The following is a 6,164-nucleotide window of genomic DNA, read 5'->3' on the forward strand; positions in this document are numbered from 1 at the left end:
TTAAACTCGCCCTTGGGAGCCCATTTTCAGTCCCATTTCTTCGTCAAAGAACTTGGAAAGGACTCGTCATTCCGCTGCGTTCATTTCCTTGAACTGGAACCGAATATGAGGCTCTGAATCCTGTATCTTGAGGTCACTTGGGTATAATACTTTGAAGAGTATCCTCTAAACTGTCTAAGCTGCTCATCCATCCAAACTTATGCCCTTCGTAGGCTTTCTGGTTAGGCAGTTTTTCATGAAGTAAGGTCAACCGAGTTAGCTTCGAATCCAGCGGTTCAAACCTCAAAGTCACTAACGTGGATGTATCTTGATCTGCACAGCCACCACAATCTTGGTTAGCGAGCACCCAGGTAAAAACAAGGTGTACGTGTGGGTCAACGACAACATATTCGCCAAAGTGGCTGATCTCACCTCCCTCTGGTGAACGCAGGACAATCTCGTATTGCCCACCTTGTACAGGATTAATGTTAGCCGTCAGTACATCGTGTTCTTGTGGTCCAAACCAGCGACTGAGCATAGCCGATTGCGTCCACGCCTCAAAAAGAGTTTTACCATCAGTACGAAATTCTCGTTGCAATTTTAAAGCTGCATAACCTCGCTGAGCCGACATCGTTACTCGCTCTCCGTTAGTTGCTTATCTAGGTAAAATTCTAGTGCATCAAATTTGTCTTCCCAGAAAGTTTGGTAGAACGCTAGCCATTCGTTCACTTCGACCAATGGATCGGGGTTCAAAGAGCATATGTGCTCACGCCCAACCACTTGCCGAGTCAGCAACCCTGCTCGCTCTAAAATTTTAAGGTGTTTCGTTACCGCAGATTTAGAAATGTTGTTCGGATTCGACAGCTCTTTAACGGGCAACGACCCATTAGCTAACTGACGTACCATTTCACGTCGCGTTTCATCTGCGAGAGCCATAAAGACGTGGCTCAGTTGTTCGTCATTAATGTTTACCATAAGGTGTACAATAGGATTGAATCTATTCGTTGTCAAGATCGATTAAAATACAACCAATAATTTCGCACAAAATATCAAAACGTGTATTTACCCAACCTGCACAATGACGATGTTCATAACTCAGGTCTGTTGACCTCAAGGAGAATCATCATGGAACACAGCAAAATTTGGGAACAATATGTACAAAGCTGGAAAGCAGAAACCGCAGAAGAAAAACGAGTTCTATTCAAACAGTGCATGACAGAAAATACGGTATACACCGACCCACTAACTCAGACCAAAGGTTGGGATGCACTCATTCAATACATGCTTGAATTCCACCAGCAAATTGATGGTGGTCACTTTGTCACCACCTACTTTTTAAGCCACCATAATAAGAGTATGGCTAAGTGGAACATGTGCAATAGAAATGGTGATGTACTAGGAGAAGGCGTTAGTTTTGGCGAGTACGATCACAATGGGAAACTAAAAGCAGAAACGGGGTTCTTTGAACTGCCCGATCAAGAGGGTTAATCAGTGAAATATATCGAGCGTATTCAAGCGGGGATTGCGTTTATAGAATCTTCTCTTGAAAGCGATTTTGAATTGCATGACGTTGCCAAAGCGGCGGGAATGAGCCAATGGTATTTCCAACGAATTTTCAAGGCTCTCACGAATGAAACCTTAAAAAGTTACATCCGAAATCGTCGGCTCTCTCAATCGCTAGTTGCGCTCGAATCCAGTAATCAGCGCATTCTTGATATTGCTTTGCAATCCGGCTACGAATCCCAAGAAGCTTATACTCGATCTTTTAAAATGCTGTTTGGGATTACGCCAAAACAATACAGGCAGGTTGAATGTAAAAAACAGTGGTTAAAAAAATCGGAAATCACCGCCGATTACTTACGCCATTTGAACCAAAACTTAGATACTTTGCCCGACATTCGCTGTCAGCCCGAAATGTTTCTGGTAGGGCTGCATACTCGTTTCCACAGCTCTGATTCAGACAAAAATAACATTGCAGACAAATTACCAGCACTTTGGGAAGCCTTCCTTCCACGCGTCAAAGAGCTGAATGGATACATAGTTAATGATTCTACTGCATATGGCGTTATTCAGCCTGTAAGCAACCAATTGGATTTACTCGAATATTACGCTGCAATCGAAGTTCAGCCCAATACGCCTCTGCCTGAAGGGTTTGCATCCATAACTGTGGAGAGCGCTCGCTATGCTAAATTTACACATCTTGGTCGACCTCAAGCTTTAGATCAAACCGTGAACTATGTTTATTCTAATTGGTTACTGAATCAAAATTATGAGCATACACAGGGTCCAGATATTGAAATATACGGACCTGAATACAAAGCCGATTCAGAAGAGTCCTGTATTTACTATGCCATTCCGATTGTTTAGCGGGTTTGAGAAAAATTGGTTAGGGATAATCTACAGACGAAAAAAAGCCACACGCAAAACGCGGGTGGCTAAATCATTTGTGAACAAATATCGGTTCACTAACAACGTCAGTTGGCTAGGTGACCCTCGGCTTTAAAAAGGGTCGCTCTTATTAATGCATCTACCGTGCCAACTTTTCATGTCACATTTTAGGCTAAAATCCGAACTTATCTCTCATAAATTCGCCATAAAATACAACCCCATTCGCATTTTGCAAATGCAGTTTGCAATCAATAGCAATATAAAACCTGTTTCAGCTAGAGCGTAAATAATTTAGTCTCAGTTATAAAACGCCATGCGTAAATCAATCATGATTGACTATTGAGCTAATCATGAAATTGATAGCTCTATGAATCAGGGAACGCCAATTGATCTCTGCTGTCGTAGAATAAGTATATTTACACACATCCTCTCAATTACTCGTTAGCAAGGAATCGCTATGAATTGGAAACGTCTTTTACCTGTTGTTTTCGCATTTGGGCTAATTGGATGCACAACCAAATTCGTATACAGCAATTTGGATTGGATTGTTCTGGAATACATAGACGATTACGTTTCTCTTAACTCCGAGCAAGAAGACGTTATTGAACTTAGTTTGCAACAACTGAGTGAGTGGCACAAAACCCAAGAACTCCCTGCCTATATCGAACACCTTAATGAGCTCGAATCAATGGACCCAAAAACCGTCGACGCTGCCTATGTTTTTAAGCATACCGAGAAGTTTAGGCAGCACGCCAGGAGAGTGATCGCCAAAGCGTCACCAAACCTTTATGCACTTGTCAGCCAACTCAATCAAAAGCAAGTAGATGAATTACTAGAAAATACGGCGAAGGATCATGAAGAATATCGCGAAAAATACAAAGATATGGACGAGGCAGAGATCCGAGAGGTGTATCAAGAGAGGATGGAAGATAATCTGGATACATGGTTAGGCTCGCTATCAAGTAAACAGAAGGCGATCATCAAGTCGTGGTCTGAAGACGTTAAAATTACGAACTTCGATTGGGCAGATCACAACGACAAAATGTATAAAGAGATGGAAACCTTGTTCAATCGCCGTGACGAAGTCCAGTACTTTCAGTCTATGTTTATTCGCATCCTAGATGATCCGAACAGTTTTTACACCGAATCACTCAAAGTAAAACTGGAACACAATCGTCAATTAGCCAGCGATAAAATCGCAGAAGTCATTAACTTAATGGATAGCAAGCAACTGGCTCACTACAAAGAAGAAATAGCGGACTGGAGAGAGATTGCTCAAGATTTGGCAGCAGTAAAATAACGATCTTATACTCAAACCACCTCAAGGTGCAGGATTCAGAGCTCCAGCAATGCTGGAGCCGATTACTTAAGCATCTTTTGATAACCCAGCACGCTGTGCTATCTCTGTTTCGAAGCCGTCAATACTTTTCTGGTTTTTCTTCAACCAATACTTCTCAACACCTTCTTTTCCTTGTCTCTCAGACCATTTAGCCAACTCATCTCGGTCTGCAACATAATCGTAAAAAGGCACCGACATCCCACAAGAAGATTGCACCAGATTAATATCAAGTAAGAAGATTTGACGAGTTGCGACGCTTGGAGGAAATTTACCAACGTATGTTTCCCAATCAGCGTCTCCCTGATGCAGCACTCGCGCATGTCCATACGCTCGCAAAATCAAAGGCGCACCTTCGAAAGCACAAAACATAACCGTCATTCGAGGGTTTTGAATAACATGGGACGCAGATTCATTTCCGCTGCCCGTCAAGTTTTGCCAGGCAATGGTTTTACTATCAATCACTCGAAGCGAATCCCCACCTTTAGGCGATACGTTCACGCTGCCTGTTTCGCTCGCTGTCCCAACAAAATACATCTTTTGCTCCGCAATGAATGCGATATGCTTTTCGTTTAATTCTGAAAACTGCTTCCCCATTACCACTACTCCTTATGGCTGTTTTACTGCCTTGTATCTAACCTATTACTTTGTGCTCTAGTCTACTGATAATACTGACTACTTCACTTCAAAGCAGTATACGTACCTAAACCTAAACAGAGCTTAATCCTTAATTTCAAACTCAGTGCACAGCGTTCCCTGATGGTAAATAAGTTGCCAACTCTCGCCAGAAAAAGTCCAAACCGACGATCGTTTAGCGTAATCAAAATAACCGCCTTGTTGATCCTGCAAAGCCGTTTTATAAAGCAGTAACTGGACAGAGGGTTTAAGCGTGACGCACAAAAAATCCTGAGAGTGAATCACAGGTTCAGAATCCGTGTTCATTTCTTCTAACACATCATCAAAATGATAGGTTATCCCTGTTTTCCCAACTTCGACAAAGTCGGGATGCAACAGCCGACTTACCTCGTCACGGTTGTTCCTAATACTAGGTTGATGTAAAGCCGTTTCTTGCTCTATGAGTATTTTCACACTGCCTCCATTCGCTTATCCACCTATCGTTTATCTATCAAGAATGTATACCCAAAACGTTCCCACCAAATATTGGATGGGGCAGCATCGCGGTTTGTATTATTTTCTTTCATTTTATTCAAGCACAAGCTCACTAGAAATGTAATCTCTAAGCCTATGTTTTGGGGTGAAACTTTGGTGAATTGGCAATTTCAAATTCAAATATTCAATCTCCAACGCGTCTTGCCCAAATTGTTTATCAAACTCTGTTCTATTGCATTTTATGATCTCACGGACAACCCCACATTGTTTCAACATCAAGGCATATTCAAGAGGGCTGTAACCTTGCTCTTCAGCAACAAAAATATCGGATTCTTCACACCCTAAACGCGTTAATTTGCCATAAAATTCAGCAATGTCTTGAACGTGTGCATATTGATTGAAGCCAGTAGAAGGTATCGAAATATGGACCTGACCTGATTGATAAGTCCTAATGATTCTTTTTAGCTGACAGTGCTCACCGCCATAAATCAAGCTAGGACAATAGATAATTTTCCAATCTCTGCCCCTCGCTTGTTCTATCGTTTGTTTATCTGGCGCTACGATATTAAAGGGATTGAGGATACTTTCTTTCAATTCTTGTTCATTTGCATGCCCGAAAAGCCAAACACCAGACGTATGAATTTTTACACCTTCGGCTTTGCAGAAATTATCAAGTGTCGCCAACGTACTTCGCTCAATAAGAGCAATATCATTCGGTGAAAACTCAGACCAATGTGGCCTTGCGCAATTCACTACTAAATCAAAAGAATGGTAAAAAGACGTGTCCGACGAATGCACCCCATCACGATGAGACTGTCCTTCTCTCAAGTATCGGGACACGCTGTGTCCAAGTGATTCCATATAACGAACAACGTGCCGACCAAGATATCCGTTAGCACCTGAAACTAATACACGCATTTTTAAAGTACTCTCTCTAGACACTCAAGACCTGTCCCATATCCTTAATGGGTAATCATTAAATATATTTCTATAAAAATCAAAGTTATACAATCAAACTGTGTCAAAGTACGAGTTTTAGTCACTTTTTATATATCAAATCTCTTGTATATCAAAAGCTTTGTATACAAAAAGCACCTAATTTTAAGACAAGTCGTTAAGTTGAAGAATTCGTACACGAAATAAAAACCACTGTAATAATTAGGATATAACCAATTAACATTGATTTATCATTAATATACAGAATGAAAGTCACAATAAATACTAAAAAAAAGTTCAAAAAATGAAAAACATAAACAATAACATGCATAATGTAAAATTTGATAATTTAATATTTATCATTATTTAACCCTTTATTAACTTTAATATTAACGTAATAAAATAAAGGTAAAGC

At 40.8% G+C, this 6,164-nt stretch carries 8 protein-coding genes; 3 read left to right on the forward strand and 5 right to left on the reverse strand.

The window, feature by feature from the left end:
* Positions 1-133 precede the first annotated feature (133 nt).
* Both VPNCDNU1_RS26805 and VPNCDNU1_RS26810 read right to left on the reverse strand, forming a co-directional pair.
* The gene (locus tag VPNCDNU1_RS26805) at positions 134-610 is read right to left on the reverse strand and encodes an SRPBCC family protein (protein WP_104403213.1); all 477 of its coding nucleotides are present in this window, start codon (positions 608-610) and stop codon (positions 134-136) included.
* A gap of 2 nt (positions 611-612) precedes the next feature.
* Positions 613-954, reverse strand: coding sequence for an ArsR/SmtB family transcription factor (locus VPNCDNU1_RS26810; protein WP_101110429.1), 342 nt, complete (start codon positions 952-954; stop codon positions 613-615).
* A 150-nt stretch (positions 955-1,104) separates the two neighbouring features.
* Between VPNCDNU1_RS26810 and VPNCDNU1_RS26815 the strand changes: the two genes are divergently transcribed.
* The 3 genes from VPNCDNU1_RS26815 to VPNCDNU1_RS26825 all read left to right on the forward strand — a co-directional run bounded on the left by VPNCDNU1_RS26815 (position 1,105) and on the right by VPNCDNU1_RS26825 (position 3,667).
* The gene (locus tag VPNCDNU1_RS26815) at positions 1,105-1,467 is read left to right on the forward strand and encodes a nuclear transport factor 2 family protein (RefSeq protein WP_104403214.1); all 363 of its coding nucleotides are present in this window, start codon (positions 1,105-1,107) and stop codon (positions 1,465-1,467) included.
* A gap of 3 nt (positions 1,468-1,470) precedes the next feature.
* A complete protein-coding gene (locus VPNCDNU1_RS26820) occupies positions 1,471-2,346 on the forward strand; it encodes an AraC family transcriptional regulator (protein ID WP_104403215.1) in 876 nt (291 codons plus the stop codon).
* Between the two features lie 478 nt (positions 2,347-2,824).
* Positions 2,825-3,667: a DUF6279 family lipoprotein gene (locus VPNCDNU1_RS26825; protein WP_104403216.1), complete on the forward strand. Its 843-nt coding sequence runs from the start codon at positions 2,825-2,827 to the stop codon at positions 3,665-3,667.
* A 66-nt stretch (positions 3,668-3,733) separates the two neighbouring features.
* On the opposite strand, the gene VPNCDNU1_RS26830 is transcribed toward VPNCDNU1_RS26825, so the two are convergent.
* The 3 genes from VPNCDNU1_RS26830 to VPNCDNU1_RS26840 form a co-directional block, all read right to left on the reverse strand.
* Positions 3,734-4,300, reverse strand: a complete 567-nt coding sequence (locus VPNCDNU1_RS26830) for a pyridoxamine 5'-phosphate oxidase family protein (protein WP_104403217.1) — start codon at positions 4,298-4,300, stop codon at positions 3,734-3,736.
* A gap of 123 nt (positions 4,301-4,423) precedes the next feature.
* Positions 4,424-4,792, reverse strand: coding sequence for a nuclear transport factor 2 family protein (locus VPNCDNU1_RS26835; RefSeq protein WP_104403218.1), 369 nt, complete (start codon positions 4,790-4,792; stop codon positions 4,424-4,426).
* 114 nt (positions 4,793-4,906) lie between these two features.
* On the reverse strand, positions 4,907-5,731 hold the full coding sequence (locus VPNCDNU1_RS26840; protein ID WP_104403219.1) for an NAD-dependent epimerase/dehydratase family protein: 825 nt from the start codon (positions 5,729-5,731) through the stop codon (positions 4,907-4,909).
* Between the last annotated feature and the right edge of the window lie 433 nt (positions 5,732-6,164).

Origin of the sequence: Vibrio penaeicida (assembly GCF_002933855.1) — a bacterium.
Taxonomy (GTDB): domain Bacteria; phylum Pseudomonadota; class Gammaproteobacteria; order Enterobacterales; family Vibrionaceae; genus Vibrio; species Vibrio penaeicida_A.

Bases quoted from the DNA above. Each gene is read 5' to 3' on its own strand.
- VPNCDNU1_RS26805 (WP_104403213.1), bottom strand. From the start codon at position 610: ATGTCGGCTCAGCGAGGTTATGCAGCTTTAAAATTGCAACGAGAATTT.
- VPNCDNU1_RS26810 (WP_101110429.1), bottom strand. From the start codon at position 954: ATGGTAAACATTAATGACGAACAACTGAGCCACGTCTTTATGGCTCTC.
- VPNCDNU1_RS26815 (WP_104403214.1), top strand. From the start codon at position 1,105: ATGGAACACAGCAAAATTTGGGAACAATATGTACAAAGCTGGAAAGCA.
- VPNCDNU1_RS26825 (WP_104403216.1), top strand. From the start codon at position 2,825: ATGAATTGGAAACGTCTTTTACCTGTTGTTTTCGCATTTGGGCTAATT.
- VPNCDNU1_RS26830 (WP_104403217.1), bottom strand. From the start codon at position 4,300: ATGGGGAAGCAGTTTTCAGAATTAAACGAAAAGCATATCGCATTCATT.
- VPNCDNU1_RS26840 (WP_104403219.1), bottom strand. From the start codon at position 5,731: ATGCGTGTATTAGTTTCAGGTGCTAACGGATATCTTGGTCGGCACGTT.